General features: G+C 32.0%; 15 protein-coding genes and 1 other annotated feature (1 of these 16 only partly in view). Of the genes, 5 read left to right on the top strand and 10 right to left on the bottom strand.

Annotated elements, in window-relative coordinates:
* Positions 1-48: 48 nt before the first annotated feature.
* From ACY3IT_RS08585 to ACY3IT_RS08550, 8 genes are all read right to left on the bottom strand, one after another.
* Positions 49-3,177 carry a glucodextranase DOMON-like domain-containing protein gene (locus tag ACY3IT_RS08585; protein WP_463082528.1) on the bottom strand — a complete coding sequence of 1,043 codons (3,129 nt, stop codon included), beginning with the start codon at positions 3,175-3,177 and terminating at the stop codon, positions 49-51.
* A gap of 18 nt (positions 3,178-3,195) precedes the next feature.
* Positions 3,196-3,999, bottom strand: a complete 804-nt coding sequence (locus tag ACY3IT_RS08580) for a glucodextranase DOMON-like domain-containing protein (protein WP_463082527.1) — start codon at positions 3,997-3,999, stop codon at positions 3,196-3,198.
* 56 nt (positions 4,000-4,055) lie between these two features.
* The gene (locus tag ACY3IT_RS08575; protein WP_463082526.1) at positions 4,056-5,486 is read right to left on the bottom strand and encodes a hypothetical protein; all 1,431 of its coding nucleotides are present in this window, start codon (positions 5,484-5,486) and stop codon (positions 4,056-4,058) included.
* A 222-nt stretch (positions 5,487-5,708) separates the two neighbouring features.
* A complete protein-coding gene (locus ACY3IT_RS08570) occupies positions 5,709-6,137 on the bottom strand; it encodes an ImmA/IrrE family metallo-endopeptidase (protein WP_463082525.1) in 429 nt (142 codons plus the stop codon).
* Positions 6,118-6,435: a helix-turn-helix domain-containing protein gene (locus ACY3IT_RS08565; protein WP_463082524.1), complete on the bottom strand. Its 318-nt coding sequence runs from the start codon at positions 6,433-6,435 to the stop codon at positions 6,118-6,120. Before ACY3IT_RS08565 ends, ACY3IT_RS08570 begins: the two co-directional genes overlap by 20 nt.
* Positions 6,436-6,516: 81 nt before the next feature.
* Positions 6,517-7,530, bottom strand: a complete 1,014-nt coding sequence (locus ACY3IT_RS08560; RefSeq protein WP_463082523.1) for a M42 family metallopeptidase — start codon at positions 7,528-7,530, stop codon at positions 6,517-6,519.
* A complete protein-coding gene (locus ACY3IT_RS08555) occupies positions 7,530-8,531 on the bottom strand; it encodes a M42 family metallopeptidase (protein ID WP_463082522.1) in 1,002 nt (333 codons plus the stop codon). Before ACY3IT_RS08555 ends, ACY3IT_RS08560 begins: the two co-directional genes overlap by 1 nt.
* A 2-nt stretch (positions 8,532-8,533) precedes the next feature.
* Positions 8,534-9,541: a M28 family peptidase gene (locus ACY3IT_RS08550; RefSeq protein ID WP_463082521.1), complete on the bottom strand. Its 1,008-nt coding sequence runs from the start codon at positions 9,539-9,541 to the stop codon at positions 8,534-8,536.
* A gap of 97 nt (positions 9,542-9,638) precedes the next feature.
* On the opposite strand from ACY3IT_RS08550, the gene nth reads away from it, so the two are divergent.
* Positions 9,639-10,274, top strand: coding sequence for an endonuclease III (gene nth / locus ACY3IT_RS08545; RefSeq protein ID WP_463082520.1), 636 nt, complete (start codon positions 9,639-9,641; stop codon positions 10,272-10,274).
* Positions 10,275-10,300: 26 nt separating this feature from the next.
* Here the strand turns inward: nth and ACY3IT_RS08540 are convergent, their stop codons facing one another.
* Positions 10,301-11,434 (bottom strand): aldo/keto reductase, encoded by a 1,134-nt coding sequence (locus ACY3IT_RS08540; RefSeq protein ID WP_463082519.1) that lies wholly within the window; start codon positions 11,432-11,434, stop codon positions 10,301-10,303.
* Positions 11,435-11,579: 145 nt separating this feature from the next.
* Between ACY3IT_RS08540 and ACY3IT_RS08535 the strand changes: the two genes are divergently transcribed.
* From ACY3IT_RS08535 to ACY3IT_RS08525, 3 genes are read left to right on the top strand one after another with little or no spacing between them, the layout of a single operon-like run.
* Positions 11,580-12,593 carry a zinc-dependent alcohol dehydrogenase family protein gene (locus tag ACY3IT_RS08535; protein ID WP_463082518.1) on the top strand — a complete coding sequence of 338 codons (1,014 nt, stop codon included), beginning with the start codon at positions 11,580-11,582 and terminating at the stop codon, positions 12,591-12,593.
* Between the two features lie 5 nt (positions 12,594-12,598).
* Entirely contained in the window at positions 12,599-13,024 is a 426-nt protein-coding gene (locus tag ACY3IT_RS08530) for a hypothetical protein (RefSeq protein WP_463082517.1), read from the top strand.
* Positions 13,021-13,860: a metallophosphoesterase gene (locus ACY3IT_RS08525; protein ID WP_463082516.1), complete on the top strand. Its 840-nt coding sequence runs from the start codon at positions 13,021-13,023 to the stop codon at positions 13,858-13,860. The genes ACY3IT_RS08530 and ACY3IT_RS08525 overlap by 4 nt, the downstream gene beginning before the upstream one ends.
* On the opposite strand, the gene ACY3IT_RS08520 is transcribed toward ACY3IT_RS08525, so the two are convergent.
* A complete protein-coding gene (locus ACY3IT_RS08520) occupies positions 13,861-15,024 on the bottom strand; it encodes an ROK family protein (RefSeq protein WP_463082515.1) in 1,164 nt (387 codons plus the stop codon).
* A 125-nt stretch (positions 15,025-15,149) separates the two neighbouring features.
* Between ACY3IT_RS08520 and mnmA the strand changes: the two genes are divergently transcribed.
* A complete protein-coding gene (gene mnmA / locus ACY3IT_RS08515) occupies positions 15,150-16,229 on the top strand; it encodes a tRNA 2-thiouridine(34) synthase MnmA (protein ID WP_463082514.1) in 1,080 nt (359 codons plus the stop codon).
* Positions 16,230-16,310: 81 nt separating this feature from the next.
* Positions 16,311-16,455, top strand: a binding site (T-box leader); it runs 129 nt beyond the window's last position.

Genomic DNA, 16,455 nt, shown 5'->3' with positions numbered 1-16,455 from the left:
TAGGATAGATTAACAAGAAGGAGGGGCCTTATATCCCCTCCTTCTTTATTATTGAGTCATTAAAACCCTAAGGGGGATCAAAGGTAGATCTACATATACGTTTTCTTCTTCATCACTACTTTTCCATTTAGACAATATGTCTTCTTGTTTTATTCCAGGAGGAACAATCATATCTATAATATTTGGATCTCCGTAGAAGTCGTCACCACCACCAAATCTCCATTGTTTTGCTGTTTCTTCAACCTCTCTTACTCTCCAATTTCCTGGTCTTGGATATCCCTCCTGGCCGCACATTATTATAAGTATTTTCCAATTTGGATCTACAGTACCCAAGTATTTTTCTGGTATTGAAATTATTATAGTTCTTTCGGTTGGATCTGCTGTAACTTGTACTACTCCTTTAATTTCCTTTAAGTCTACCTTCCCTTTTTCGTTTAAGACAGGAATTATCAATTCCTGTATCCAGCCTTCAGCCCATATTGCTTTATTCCATCCTTCAGGTATATTAGCTTGCCTTCCAGGTAATGCTTTATAATAGTATGGACCTTCTTTTCCATCGTTAATATAAATGTCAATTGTTTGTACAGAAATCCCTGTAGGTGAACCCCATGGATTTTCAAGATCCCCTCTAATTTTTATCCTGAATACTATATCTTCTTTACTTTTTCCCATTTCAACATGAATTATGTCAAAGACTCCAGATTTAAATACTGGAGCAGTAGGATAAACTATGCTTCCCCAACCGTAGTCATCTCCCTGTGGGTCATCAATGGAGAAATAAACTATGTCTAATTTTGCTTCTGGTACTGTTACATAAATGGGTATATAGTAAGGGACTATATCTTCAGGTTTGTCTGAGCCAAAGATCACATTGATTGCAATTTGATCTCTGCCTTGTAATTTCATGGATTTGAATGGTATTCCTATTTCCACATATTTCTCAGATATTCCTCCTTTTATTTTTGATATTTCTTTCCATTGATTATTGCCTAAGGCTTGATTTAGAGGTACTTCTATTTCTCCAAGATCTTTTATTTGTGATAAATCTATTAATATTTCATAACCTATACCATATCCTAAGCTTTTATCTGAATTTCTTGGATAAACATTTATTTCTTTTAGGTATGGGTTAGAAAAGTAAATAGCTAAATAATAAGGTTTTCTAAGCAGGTTTTTTAGAGTTTCTTTACTTTCAATCAAGAAATAGAGAGCATCGTTATCTAAGCCTAAGTATAACCTTTCTAAGAATTTACCTGGTTTTGCGAATGTACCTGTTCCAATTTTTACATTGTATATAGCGGAATCTTTCCATTCATCTTGAGGATATATTTTTCCATCAATTTTGGGGGTAAATTTTCTTTGTAGACTTTGAATAGGTTTTTCTTCTCCTATCTTTACTATAGGTAAGTGTAAGTCTGGTGGGATTTCTTTTTTAATTAGTTTGTATATGTTTATCAAATGTTTTCTAAATAACTCATCGAAAGCAATATCATTAGTGGAATCCTGATCATCTCCATACCACCAGAACCAATCACTTCCTTCTGCTGCATATAATTCAAACCATGCTTTTTCTAAATCTGATTTTAAATTAACTGGATTTAGTACTGGTGATATTTTCTTTTTTTGTTTGACTGTCTCATATATTAAGTTTGTTCTTGTTTTGTCTAATAGTTCCCATGCTTTGTTTTCTTCATTTTCTCCTATCCAAGTTAGAAAAGTACCATCAATCCAAGATCCAGCATGTAATCTGTTGATTTTAGCTTTAGGTGGGAATTTGTCTAAAAAATCTGATATTCTTACAGTCTCAATATAAGGGTTATCAGATAATAATTTATATAGTGAATTTAAAAACTCTTTTCCGTCATTTTCGTAATATTCCCAACAATTTTCTCCATCCAAGATTACTGTTACCAAGTATGGGTCTTTTGTATCTTTTGTCCTTTCATAAATATTCTCTAAATAATTTACAAAGTCTTTTGCTGCATTAGCTCCTTTCATTCCGCTATAGACAAATCCAATTTTGTCTGATAAATTTTTATCTCTGAATACCATATATAGTTTTTTACCTTGTTCTTCTACAATATATGGTTTATAAAGAACATCTGGATTTGTAACATTACCTTTAGAATCTCTTGTAATAGGAACACCTAAGGATTTTGCTAAAACATCTTCATCACTTGCCATCCATTGAAAGCCATTATTGACTACAGAAAAAATGATCTCTTGACTTACAGAGCCTTCAGAGGGCCATAAACCTTTTGGGCTGTCTTTAAAATATTTCTTATAGTAATTTACTGCCCTTTTTAATTGAGCATCTACATCTTCTGGATAGCTGATATTTAAGTCTGGTATCTTTATATCTTGTACTGCTTCTTTGGCAGATTTAATGTTATATAGTAGAGGCATTATAGGATGAAAGAAAGGTGTAGTGGCAACTTCTATCTGTTTGTTTTTTTGCAATTCTGAATATAATCTCATGATCTCTGACATTATTTGGTACTGCTTATTAATTACTATTTTTTTGTCTTCTTCTGAAAAGTCTTTTCCTTTTTGTATTAATCTGGATAAATCTTTATCGTAAGTTTGAAAGTCAGGATCAAACCATGCCAAATTAAACCAAACTTGAAGATCTCTAAAATCTTGAACTGTAAAGTTCTGGATTGCTTTTGAAATGACATTATCATCTATCGACTGTCCTCTTTTATTTAGGAGTTCCCAGTATCTTGGGAATTTTTTTATTATTCTATCCCAGTTTACATCAAAAAATCTTCTTAAAATAAAGTCTTTATCTTCTGGGGTTAGTTCATCAGCTGGTTTCTCTGTTAGAATTAAGTATTTGTCTTTTAATCCTTTATTGGCATAGAGATCTAATTGATATATGAGGGAGGGGACCATATTAAAATTAGCTTTAATCTGAGGATAGTTTTTTAGTATATATGCCATATCATAGTAATCTTTTATTGCATGCATTCTGACCCATGGCATTATATTTAAATTCTCAATTGGATCATAATATAAAGGTTGATGATTGTGCCATATTATAGCTAAATATAAAGGTTTTTCTACTTTTTTTACATTAGAGATATATGGGTTTACTGGTATTTGTGTTATATTTTCCGAGAATCCTATACTGATAAAAAGTATCAAACACAAAAAGATTAAGTAAAGTTTTCTCATATACAATCTCCCTCCTAATTATTTCACGTATATGAAGGGAATTTGTGCATATACATTCTTCTCGTATTTAGCATCACTTTTGTATTTGCTTAATACTTCATATTGATTTATTCCTTCATAATCTAATAAATCAATAATATTGGGATCTCCATAGAAATCATCGCCACCACCAAATCTCCATTGTTGTGGAGAAGATAGTACTTCTCTAATTCTGCATGATACAGGATCTTGTGTTGGAAAACCTTCTTGTCCAAGGATAAAAACTTGGAAGCCCCAGCCTTTCACAAAATCTCCTCCTAAACTCTTTTTAGGTACAGGAATTATAATGGTATTTCCTTCCACACTTACACCCTTTGCAGGGAATATGCAGTATTTATACATTTCAGGTACTGCAGACTTTACAGAAGCCTTTAGTTCGGTAGGCCAACCTTCTACCAATATAGCCATATCCCAAGCACTATTTAGAGTGGTTTGAGCCCTTACTCCTGGTATAAAATCTCTAAAACCTGAATTTTCTTTTCCATCTTTATCAATATAAATATGTATAGTTTGAATGGAAAGGCCAAGAGGGCTTCCCCATGGGTTTTCTATGGGAACTCTAAAAGAAATTTTAAAGTATACATTTTCATTGTCAGCATCAATTACTACTTTTGTTAAATCAAAGCTTCCAGGTTTAAAGACAGCATCTGTTGGGTATACGTATGTTCCAGGTCCTTTATCATCATTTACAGGGTCATTAAAAACTAATGGATATTTTACAGATTCAGCAAAAAGAGTAGAGGAAAGAAGAATTAAGAATACTAAAATAAGATATCTTTTCATTTTTATACCTCCTTTATAGGTGGGGAGTTTAACTCCCCACCTTTTTGTTTTCTCTTTTAGAAATCAAAGGAAATTTTAGCTCCAATTTGTTTTACAAAATCACTGGTTGCTCCTTCTTCTGATGGAGCGTTTCCAAAATATAATGTTGCATTGTTAAAACTTAAGCTTACATAATATGTAGTATGGGTTTCTGTATCTCCTATCTTTTTATATTGATAAATACCTGTTAAGGTTACATCTTTAGATAATTTATAACTTGGTTTAATATATATCCAGGTAGTATTGGAATTAAGATCAGATGATAGTGCACCATAGAAAGTAAGGTCTGTAAGAGGAGTAATGGTTGTGTTTCCATATATTGATAATTTACTATTTAAAGGATAGTAAACTTTTCCATAAACAGTAAGTATAGAAGAAGGAGTGACTGTTACTTCACCTGTTATGCTGGTGGAATTTGTATTGTTAACAGTGCTATTTACAAGGGTACCTTTTAAGGAAATTTGTTTTGTAGGATTATAAGTAACAATACCCGTTAATTTTGTTGTTTTTTCTGTTATATCCTCTCTACTTGTTAACTCAACTATAGGTTCAATGGAAAGATTTGAAAGGGGTGTAAAAAATGCTCCAAGTTTTAGATAGGTACCTGCTGATTTGCTTGTTCCTGGAATTAATTGGGTTTGATCTGTTTTGAACCAATCAAATTGATTAATATATCCAAAATCCACTTTTTTAGCTGTTCCATATACTCTTATCATAGAATTAATTTGAGAAGAAAAGTCAGCAAAGAAGACAAAACCACCTTCTGAATCAGTAGGGTTAGGTCCCCATACACATTTTCCATATATTCCTTCAGCTTTAAGATCTACAGGTCCGATTTTTCCAGTAACATCAACACCAAACAGACTCTTTCCTTTATTAGCTTCTCCCCAATTTGTTCCCATTGCTGTGAAACCAATAAGAAGGGGAGCAAAGCTTCTTTTTAATCTTAAATAAGAAATTTGATCAGAAGAATTGATACCAGCTAAGATATTTGTATTAAAAAGTTTTCCTATTAATTCAAATCCATTCCCCCATATCCAGGAAGATCCAGGTAGATCTCCAGGTTTATTTAAAAGTAGGGGATCATCAAAGGGAGTTGCGTCTTCCTTATAATAAACTCTAAGATTTAGCAAAGAACTTTTTGCAGTTAAATGGGCTTTTTGTACTTCAATTATTCCTGGATCAAATAAATTACTGAAATTTGGATACATTTTGAGTTCAAAATAGCTTTCGAGAAAACTCGATGGTTCTGCTTTTACTTTAAAGTATGTATTCCAATAATCAAGGTTTACAGGACCGAAGGTATTAGAATAATTTCCATTTGAGTCTTTAAGAAATTCGCTATGGACTCCTATTTCGCTATATCCATAGAAGGTGACTTCTTGAGCATAAGAAAACGAATATATAAATAACACAACAAGTAATCCAAACAATAAAAACCTTTTCATAGTTCTATTCCCCCTTCTTGTTTTAATATTTAAAATCATTGATGGAAAAGTTTGGAATATTATTTATTGTAATTTTCTAATCACCTCCTTATAACACGTGTTAATTATCTTAAAAAAATAAACTTTACACGTGTTAATAACGAAAATAGTATATTAAAATAATGTTAAATTTGTCAAGATATCTTTAAAGAAGTTTTAAATCATTGGAAAATAAGGATTATATTAGATTGTTATAACTTTTAATCTTAATTCTACTGCTTTTTTGGATACAAGAAATATCTTGGCTATCTTCTCTAACGGGAGATATAAATAATTCTCTAACATAAATATGGGCATTAAAAGAGATGCAGCAAATAAATCTGCTTCTTGTTCTTTTCTTATATATTCTTTATCAAATTTATAAATGGTGGATGATTGATCATGTAGGAAATAATGTCCTAACTCATGAGCTAAGGAAAATCTTTGTCTTACTATTGGATCTGATGAATTTATTAATATTTCTTTATTGTAAATTATTCCAGATATTTTATGAGTTGGGACTTTGGTGAATGTTATATTAAAACCTAAACCATAAGCAATTACGTCAGGTTTTACAGGTGGCTTCTTTATAAAGAAATAACTTAAAATCTCTTTAGTCAGATCCTCGTACATTTTTCCTACTCTCTAATGACTTTATTAACTGAATTATCATTTTTCTTTCTTCTTCATCCAATGAGGTGTTAGCTCTGAGAAAAGTTTCTAAGGTTTCTTCAGTTTCACCTGAAAATAGATAAGAAGTAGGCACATTAAAAGCTTTTGCTATTTTTTCTAAAGCTTTTAATGATGGATTTTTTAAGCCTCGTTCTACTAAGGATATATAAGATAGAGAGAGACCTGTTTTTTGAGCCAAGTCTTCTAATTTGAAATTTTTCTTTTTTCTTAATTCTCTAATCCTCTTCCCCACATTCATGATAATATTTTAAGCATAATTTTTAATCTTGTTAATAGTAATAAAAGGGGAGGAAATATACCTCTATTCCTCCCCATTATTTTATAATTTTATAGAATCCTCTGATTCTACAAAGATTTTAAATAATCTTACAGCATTTTCTACATCTCTTATATCTATCATTTCGTGAGGAGAGTGGACATATCTTGTTGGAATAGATAGTGTTCCTGCTATAATTCCTGCTCTTGTTCTTTGAAGGACAGCAGCATTTGTACCCCCTCTTAGGAGTATTTCAATTTGGTAAGGTATTTGATTTTTTTCTGCTAAACACCTTAATTTTTCTACAATTCTTCTATCACTTATGGATGCACTATCTTTTATCTTTATTGCAGGGCCTTTGCCAAGTTCTAAAGATATTCTTTTTAATCCTTTTGGGGTATCAGAATGAGCTGTTACATCTACAGCTATGGCTACATCTGGTTGTATATCAAAAGCTACGACACTTGCACCTACAAGGCCGACTTCTTCTTGTACTGAAAAACTTCCATACAAATCATAAATGGGAGTTGATCTCCTAAATACTTCAATAATAATAGCACAACCAACTCGATCATCCATAGCTTTTGAAACTACACGATTTCCAAGGTCTCTAAAAGATGAAGAATAAACTCCAAAAGTGCCAGGAGGAACCAAACTTTCAGCTTCCTCTTTACTATTTGCTCCAATATCTACAAATATCTTATCAAAATCAAGGTTTTTAATATTTTTAGCCATCTCCTCTGAAGTTTCTCCTTCTACTCCTACAAATCCTTCAATCTCTGGAAATAGAATACTGCTTCCCAAGAGGTTATAAGGAGATACACCCCCTATAGGCTCGATTCTTATAAATCCCTTGTCATCTATATAAGTAGCTAAAACCCCTATTTCATCCATATGAGCATCTAAAAGAATTTTTCCTTCTTTTTTACCCTTTTTCCATACAATAAGATTTCCTAATTTGTCTATTTTATATCCATCTATATATCCTTGTAATTCTTCTAATATGGTCTGTTTTATCTTTTCTTCCCTTCCACTGGGAGAAGGGGTGGTAGTAAGTTTTTTAATTAGCTCTTTCATTAATTTACCTCCTTTGTAATGATAATGGATAAGAGTTTAAAAGTATTTTGATAATCTTGAAGGTTTGCCACACACATTGGGGAATGAATATAACGGGATGGAATGGAAATGACTAAAGAGGGAGTACCAGTGGTTATGGCAATTCTTGCAGCGTCAGTACCCCCTGCGGTTCTTCTTTTTATTTGATAAGGAATATTATTTTCTTGAGCTACTTTAATGGCAAAATTAAAAAGTTTTTCATCATTTACATATCCTCTATGTGCTGGTGTAATCACGGGTCCTTTGCCAAGTTCGCTTGATCTTCTTGCCTCAGGAAATTCTGGATTATCACCTGATGTAGTAGTTTCGATAACTATGGCATAATCTGGGTCTATCTGATTTGCAGCTACCCCTGATCCTCTTAATCCTGTCTCTTCTTGAATAACAAAGGTGAAATATGTATTATAAAAGGGTTCTATATTGGCCTCTATGAGATCTATAAGTATGGAACATCCTCCTCTATCATCCAATGCTTTTCCAGATATCCAATCTTTATGTAGCATAGCATTGGGGGCAAAACTAACGAAATCACCAATTTTTACTTTGTTTTCTGCCTCTTGTTTTTTGGAAACTCCAATATCAACTTTTATATTTTCAAAAGAGGAAATGCCTTCATAACCTGTCATTAGATGGACCGGTTTTGAACCAATAATTCCAGGTACTTTTTTCTCTCCAATTACCACTTTTTTACCAAGAACCACTCTCGGATCTATGGATCCAAGGGGAATAATACTAATTTTTCCGTCTTCCTCTATATTACTTACGATAAATCCTACCTCATCCATATGAGCTGTTAACATTAGCTTTTTATTATTTTTCCCCTCTTTGAATGCTATTAAGTTTCCTAATTTATCCTCTTTTATATCATCTACTTTATCTTTTATTTTTTCCTTTATAAAATTTCTTATCTCTTGTTCAAAACCAGAAACCCCGCAAAGGTTGGAGAGTTCTTTTAAAAGCATAGTTATTCACCTCCAGTAGCTATGAAATAACTTAGAAGTCTTGCCGTTTCTTCTATATCTTTTATATTTACTACTTCATATGGTGTATGCATGTATCTTAAGGGTATAGAGATTAGTAGAGTTGGAATACCTTCCCTTGTTATTTGGATTCTGTCTGTATCAGTATGACTGTGTTCTCCATTTGGTTCTATTTGGTAGTTTACTGATATTTTTTCAGCGATATTTTTGATTTTTTCAAAATATTTATAATCAACCATGGTTCCAATATCTAATACTGGACCTTTACCTGTTTCAATTTTGGGATAACCTGGTCTATATATATCCCCATGAGTTACATCTAATACTATAGCAAGATCAGGATTTATGTGATATGCAGAAGTAGAAGCTCCTGAAGTTCCATCTTCTTCTCTTACAGAAAAGACAAAATATACCTCATTTTCTACTACATATTGATTTAAAAGATATAAAGTATAAAGTAAAGTAGTACAACTTGCTCTATTGTCTAAGGCTTTTCCCGTTACATACTTTTCATTTAATTCAAAAGCCTCTGATGAAAAAGTAGCTAAATCTCCTATAGATACATATTCTGAATTTTCTACCACATCCATGAATAAGTCATCAAAAGTTAAAACTCTTTGTCTCATCTCTTCCGTTTGTAAATGAGGTTCTAACATTCCTACCACACCATAAGCTATACCTTTTTTTGTATGTATTCTCAGCCTTTGAGAAATTACAATCTTAGGATCTACTCCACCAAAGGTGTGAAATCTGAAATAATTACCTAATTCTTTCTTAGTAATTACAAAACCTATTTCATCGGTGTGAGCAAAAAGGGCTATTTTTTTGCCTTTTCCTTCCCTTTTTACGATAAGATTTCCCTGATTATCAACATAGTTGGTAGTATTTGGGATTTTTTCTGCTTCGGTTTTTATATACTCTATTACTTTATATTCATAACCTGAAGGACCATCCAGATTTGATAGGTTCTTTAGTATAGTTTTTATATCCACTCTTAAGCCTCCTTTCACTTTTTATAGTTCACTAATTGATTATACAAGTTTATGATAAACTTTAATAGCTATTTATTTTTGGGGGTGGTTTTATACTATGGACAAGAAAGAAAGAGTAAAGGAATTGATTAATAGACTTAAAGGAGTTTATGAGCCTAAAATAGCTCTAAAATTTTCTAATCCATGGGAACTTTTAGTTGCAACAATTCTTTCGGCCCAAACAACTGATGAGAGAGTTAATATGGTTACCGAAAATTTATTTAAAAAATATAAATCTCCTGAAGATTATTTAAAAGTACCTCAAGAGGAGTTGGAACAAGATATAAAATCCATAAATTACTATAGAAACAAGGCTAAATTTATAAAAAGTTGTGCCCAAATTATAGTAGAGGAATATGGTGGAAAAGTTCCCGATACTATGGAGGAATTATTAAAGCTCCCTGGTGTGGCGAGAAAAACTGCTAATGTGGTTCTTTCAGCAGGTTATGGCAAAAATGAAGGAATTGTGATAGATACACATGTGGCAAGACTTTCTAAAAGATTAGATCTTAGTAAAGAGAAAAATAGAGATAAAATGGAACAAGACTTGATGAAGATTGTACCAAGAGATGAATGGGCTAATTTTTCTTATCTTTTAATACATCATGGAAGAAACATATGTAAAGCTAAAACTCCAAAATGTGAAGAATGTATCTTAAAAGATATATGTCCTTCAGCATTTAAAGAAATATAAGGGGAAGGGTTAATCCCTTCCCCTTATTATTTTTGGGCTAACGCCTCATGTACTTTCTTAAGGAGTTCTCTTATGGGTAATTGTTGAGGACATTTTGTTTCACATACACCGCATTCTTGACAATTGCTTGCTCTTTCTTCTTCTCTCATGGAATAATTATATTCCCAACGGGGAGCACCCCAATCATCATATCTGATACCTTCATTATATAGGAAAAAGTTTCTTGGAATATTTACCCCATATGGACATGGCATACAGTAACCACATTGAGTACAATCAATAGCTTTCCTCCCAAGAAATGCAAGTCTTAGTTTTTCTACAAATTCTAACTCTTCTTGGGATAGAATACCAACTTCAGCCTTATCTGCAATTTCAATATTCTCTTTAACTTGCTCTAAGGTGCTCATACCAGAAAGTACAGTAGATATTTCTTTATGATTCCATAGCCATAGGAGAGCCCATTCCACAGGGCTTCTTTTAATTTTGTAGCTATTGATTAAATCCATGACGTCCTTAGGAGGTCTTGCTAATCTGCCTCCTCTTAGAGGTTCCATTACGACCACATTTATCCCTTTATTATAGGCATATAAAAGTCCTTCTCTTCCTGCTTGATAATCTACATCCATATAGTTATATTGAATTTGGCAAAAATCCCAATCGTAAGCATCAATAATCTTTTTAAATGTGTCTAAGTCATCATGGAAAGAAAAGCCAAAAAATCTTATTAGATTTTTTTCTTTCATCCTTTCTCCCCATTCAAGAACACCAAGGTTGTACACTTTTTGCCAGCTTTCTCTATTTAGTGCATGTAGCAAGTAAAAATCTATATGATCTGTGTCTAATTTTTTCAGTTGTTCATTAAGGAGTCGATCCATATCTTCTTTTTTGTTAACAAACCAAACAGGTAGTTTTGTGGCAAGATATGTTTTATCTCTATAACCGTCTTTTAAGGCTTTTCCAACTAATATCTCGCTCTGTCCACCATGATAACCATATGCGGTATCCACATAATTTACCCCATGATCTATGGCATATCTAATCAATTCTATAGCTTTTGGCTCGTCTATTTGAGAATCACTACCTAAAGTGGGAAGTCTCATAGCGCCAAAGCCTAATGAGGAAACAGTTACATCAATTTTATTCATCTTTCTGTACCTCATCTTTTACCCTCCTTTAATTATGGATTTTTTTATTAGTTTTAAGGGGGAAGAAAAAATAAAATTAATTTACTTTTTAAAAATTTTACCACATAGATTTTATATTGTAAAATAAAAATTAAATTGTCTATTTTCGGGAGGTTTTAATATGCTTGCTGCTGTTTGGAAAAAGGGGAAAATCAATTTAATAGATAAACCAGAACCTTTAGTTAATGATGATGAGATATTAATTAAGGTGCTTGCATCAGGAATATGTGGTACTGATTTACATATTTTTGCTGGTAAAGGCTATGCGAAGGACGATATTGTAAGAGGACATGAATTTGCTGGAAGAGTAGTTAAAGTAGGGAGAAATGTGTTAGGCATAAAAGAGGGTGATTTGGTGGCTGTTGATCCTAATATTGCTTGTGGGCATTGTTATTTCTGCAGAAGAGGAGAAATACATCTATGTGAAAATTTGAGGGCTATAGGAGTTGATATGGATGGGGGGTTTGCTGAGTATTGTAAGGTTCCATTTAAACAGGCATATTCTTTCTCAGAAAAGGTTTCTCCTATAGAAGGAGCTATGATGGAACCAGTTGCATGTGCTTTACATGGAATTGAAAGAATAGGTATTCATTTGGGAGATACAGTTCTTATAGTTGGAGCAGGAGCTTTGGGTTTGATACTTCTTCAGTTATCATATTTTTATGGTGCAAGTTCGGTTATTGTAGTTGAGATAGACGAAGGGAAAAGAAAAATAGCTAAGGAACTTGGAGCGTCTTATGTTTTAAGTCCATCTGATGAAGTTTCTTCTTTTATTAAAGAGTTAACGAATGGTAGAGGAGTGGATGTGGGTATTGAAGCTGTGGGAAAGAAAGAAACTGTATCGTTGACAATTAATAATGTAAGAAGAGGTGGAAAAGTACTCATTTTTGGTGTTTCTCCAAAGGAAGATTTGATAAGTATTTCTCCTTTTGACGTTTATTATCGAGAGTTGACTATTATGGGATCTTTTGTTAATCCTTTTACAAATAGTAGGGCATTACGCTTAATAGAAGATGGAAGAATAAATGTTTCAAAAGTAGTTTCTCATAAGTTTCCTTTATCTGAAATTCATAAAGCAATAGAAGTAGGATTGAGTGGTAAAAGTTTAAGAGTAATGATAACTTATGAGGAGTAGGGATCATGATCTTTGATTTAATATGTGCTATTACAATTTTGGGCTTGGCTATTAAGGGCTTAAAAGATATATTTTCTAATAAAATAGTGCTTTTAATTTCTTTGGTTATAGCATTTTATTTTTCCTCTTTTCTTACTCCTCTTTATATGAAATATATTAAAATCCCTATTCATCTTCCTGCTAACATTGTAAGTTTTATTTTGACCTTTGTATTCAGTTATTTTCTTTTAGTGTTACCCAATTTCCTTTTAAGGGTTGTGTTAGGCGGCGGAATTATAATTATTGTTTATGCATTGTTAATAAATTTTTTGCCAAATGATTACAAAATTCTTATTCTGAAGGATTCTCTTGTTTATTCTTTTCTTGATCCTGTAGTTAAATTTATCTTAAATTTATTCCATTTCTTTAAATTTCTCAAGATTGTTAAATGAGAATCCTTGCTATCTCAGATCTTCATTTAGATTATATTAGACTTAGAAATGGCTTAAATCTACAGGAAGAGAGAGAAATTTTAAGAAAAATTAGGGATTATCTATTAACTGATAATCCAAATATTTTGATTATTGGAGGAGATATATCTTCTAAGATATGGGAAGTGGAGCTATTTTTTGAAGAATTTTCTTATACTAACATTAATATTGTTTTTGTTCCTGGAAATCATGATGTATGGAAAGAAGGGAAAATAACCAGTACCGATAAATATTACTACATACTGCCTAATATTTGTGAGGATTTTGGGATTCATTTTCTTCCCAGAAATCCTTTTATTACTGGTAAATGGGCATTTTTGGGTACCTTAGGTTGGTATGATTACACTTTGGGTAATAGTGACTATCCAAAGGAAGATTATGATAAAGGAGTATTTAGGGGTTTAAAATGGAGGGAAACGTTTTGGAAATTAATAAATTTTACTAATATCAATGGAAATTGTCTGAGTAATATAGAGATTTGTAAGCTATTTATTGAGGAGTTAGAAAAAGATTTTTATAAGGTTGAAAATTTTAATAAGATAGTTATAACTCATATGCTTCCTTTTAAGGAATTAGTAATGATAAAAAATTTCTTTTCTGCTTATTTAGGAAGTGAAAAATTGGGGGAAGTTATTTTAAAAAATAAGGCTGATTTTGTAATATGTGGACATGAGCATAACCCGCAATCTTTAACCATATATAATATTAAGATTGAAAAGCCAACTTTTGGATACTTAGACTCTTTAAGAAATTTAAAAGATCGACTTGATAAAGCTAAAAAGCTAATTGAGATTTGACTATACAATAACGGGTTTTGTGTGGTAATGATTTATAGCCTTATATATAGCTCCATAGATTACTGTTTTTGGATATAGAGCAGAAGGTATAATTTTTACTGGAATTGGTAAGTAATATTCTATTACAGGTTGCATTTTGGAAAGTAATATGTTTAAAAATTTTCCTACAATTCCGCCTACAATTATAACTTCTGGATCTAATATACTTACAATGTTTACCACCGCTTTTGCTAAGTATTCGCTTACCTTGTTAATAAGCTCAGTAATTTCATATACCTTATTATAATCTTCAAATATTTTTTCTATTAGGTTATATTTAGGATCTATAGATTTTGCCTTTTCTATTATTCTTATTCCTGAAACTACCCATTCTAAGGCTCCCAAAGGTGTATATTCTAATCCTGGATATTCATCATGTCGGTTGCCTAAAACCATATATGCAATTTCTCCTGCAAATTTATTTGCTCCTTCATATAATTTTTCATCTATCATGATACCTGCACCAATTCCTGTACTTAAATTCATATATACAATATTTTTGTGGCCTTTTCCTGCTCCCTTCCAAAATTCTCCCATTACAGCCATATTTACATCGTTTTCCAGTATTATAAAGGTATTAGGAAATCCTGTTTCTATGAGAGATTTTAGAGGTGTATGATTCCATTCTGGAAGGTTTGGGGCAAAAATGAGTTTTCCTTCCTCAATTATACCTGCTATTCCTATGGAAATGACTTTTATGTGTTCAGAGTTTATTTTATTTTCGTAAACAAAGGTCTTCATTATCTCTACAAGTTTTTCGGGTTGCATCATATTTTTTTCTCTAAGTTCATTTAAGGATAATACTTTTTCATAAAGAATTTCTCCACAAAGATCTGATATTGCAAATCTCATTATAGATCCTTCAATGTCTCCTGCTAAGAAATATCCATATTTAGCATTATATTTTAATAAAATACCTTTTCTACCTTTACTACTTTTTCCTTTACCTACTTCATATACTAATCCTTCTTTTATGAGCTCTCTTATGTGAGTAGAAACAGTAGGTCGACTGAGACCAAGTCTACGAGCTATTTCTGCACGAGAAATCGGACCCTCTTCTCTTAAGAGTTTTAAAATTTGTCCTTTATTAACCTCATCTATTAATTGTGGTCTTCCAATTTTCATTTTTTGTCTCTTCAAAAATCAAAAATTTTTTATAAAATATAATGGATTGTGAAATTTGTCAAGAAAAAAATAAATATTTTAAAAAATGATGAGAATATTTAATATTCATTTGTTAAGGGTTGTTTATGCGTGAAAAAATCAAGGTTGCAGTAGGCATGAGTGGAGGAGTTGATAGTTCGGTTACTGCTCTCTTATTGAAGAAAGAGGGTTTTGAAGTTATTGGTTTAACTATGAATATAGCGTTGACACCTCAGGAAAGATATGAGGCTTGTTGTTCATGGAGTTCTATTAATGATGCTATGAGGGTTGCACATAGTCTTGGTATACCTCATTTTGTGGTAAATCTTAAAAAAGAGTTTGAAGAGAGGATAATTAAATATTTTATTGATTCTTATATAAATGGGTATACTCCAAATCCATGTGTGTTTTGTAATAGGTTGATAAAGTTTGATCTTTTACTAAGAAAGGCTCAAGAGTTAGGTGCTGAATATTTAGCGACAGGTCATTATGTAAGGAAAGTATGGGATCCATTAAAAAATGTTTTTTTATTAAAAAGGGCAAAAGATCAGAAAAAAGATCAGTCTTATTTTTTAAGTTTTTTAACCCAAGATCAGATATCCAAAGCTCTTTTTCCTTTGGGAAATTTAACGAAAGAGGAAGTACGTAGAATTGCTCGTGATAATGGATTAATAGTAGCAGAAAAAGGAGAGAGTCAAGAAATTTGTTTTTTACCTGACAAGGATTATAGAAAATTTTTAAAGCAATATGTGAATGAGAAATCAGGGAAAATTGTTACGGAAGATGGGAAAATAGTGGGATATCATGATGGTATTTTTTCCTTTACTATAGGTCAAAGGAGAGGTTTAAAGGTAGCATTAGGTAAGCCTGTATATGTAAAAGATATAGATACAAAAAGTGGTAATGTGTTTGTGGCAGAAAAAGAGAAAATTTTTAGAAGAGAGGTTTATGCTGTAAATGTAAATTATCCGTCATATATTCCTGAGGAGAAAGAGCTAAGAGTAAATGCTATGATAAGATATAATATGAAACCGTCGCCAGCTACTCTTCATATCTTATCAGAAAAGGAAGTTTTTGTAGTTTTTGATGAACCTCAATGGGCTGTTACTCCTGGGCAGATATTGGTTTGTTATAAAGATGATTTTGTATTATGTGGAGGAGTAATAGAGAGAGAAAAAAAAAATTAGGAAAAATTAAATTTTCCAGTTAATTTGAAAAATTTTTCTTTTTGTTGTATAATTTCATCCAAAGTTAAATAGAGTTGCCCTATAAAGGCTGTGAACAGGAGGAGTAGCTCCCAAGCGGGATCCAGAGAGGCCGGGTAAGGTGGAAGCCGGCTATCAGCGCGGGGAGTGAATGGGCCTGGGAGCTGCATACTGAAAGGGAAGAAATTAGTCTTCCCGAGTAAGCTAT

The organism is Dictyoglomus sp. GBS, assembly GCF_055179815.1.
The sequence above is the reverse complement of the archived record's forward strand: the minus strand, read 5'-3'. Positions and strand labels throughout refer to the sequence as shown.